Source organism: Polaromonas sp. P1_G2 (genome assembly GCF_056405515.1).
This window is the reverse complement of record NZ_JBFUBY010001746.1, coordinates 1-360: the sequence shown is the minus strand read 5'-3', so window position 1 is coordinate 360 and position 360 is coordinate 1. Positions and strand designations below refer to the sequence as shown.

Sequence of the window (360 nt, the reverse complement as noted above, 5' to 3'; positions counted from 1 at the left end):
TTGCCAGTGCAAGGCCCGTTGGGCCGGCGCCAACGATGAGGACATCTGTGGATTTCGGAAGCATTTTGACTCTCCATTTGTCAACGTGTGTTGATATTTATGTCGGCCTCTTGCTTTTGTCAACAAGTGTTGGCATTTTATTTTCATGATGGAATCACCAAAACAGACAAAGTCCGAGAGAACACGCGCAACGATCCTCGAAGCAGCCCGGCGGATATTCGCGTCGGAAGGATACGAGCGGACCACCATTCGCGATATTGCGGCGGCCGCCTCGATCGATCCGGCCATGGTCATGCGTTACTTCGGCAGCAAGGAGGAGCTGTTCGCAAAGACGGCGAGCTTCGATCTCCGCATCCCAGA

Annotated in this window: 1 protein-coding gene; it reads left to right on the top strand. The window is 53.6% G+C overall.

Translation table 11 applies throughout. The features are described 5' to 3' along the window. Window positions 1–145 precede the first annotated feature (145 nt). Window positions 146–360: TetR/AcrR family transcriptional regulator (locus tag AC1D0P_RS32400; RefSeq protein WP_477680465.1), on the top strand; the 215-nt coding region annotated here is incomplete at its 3' end.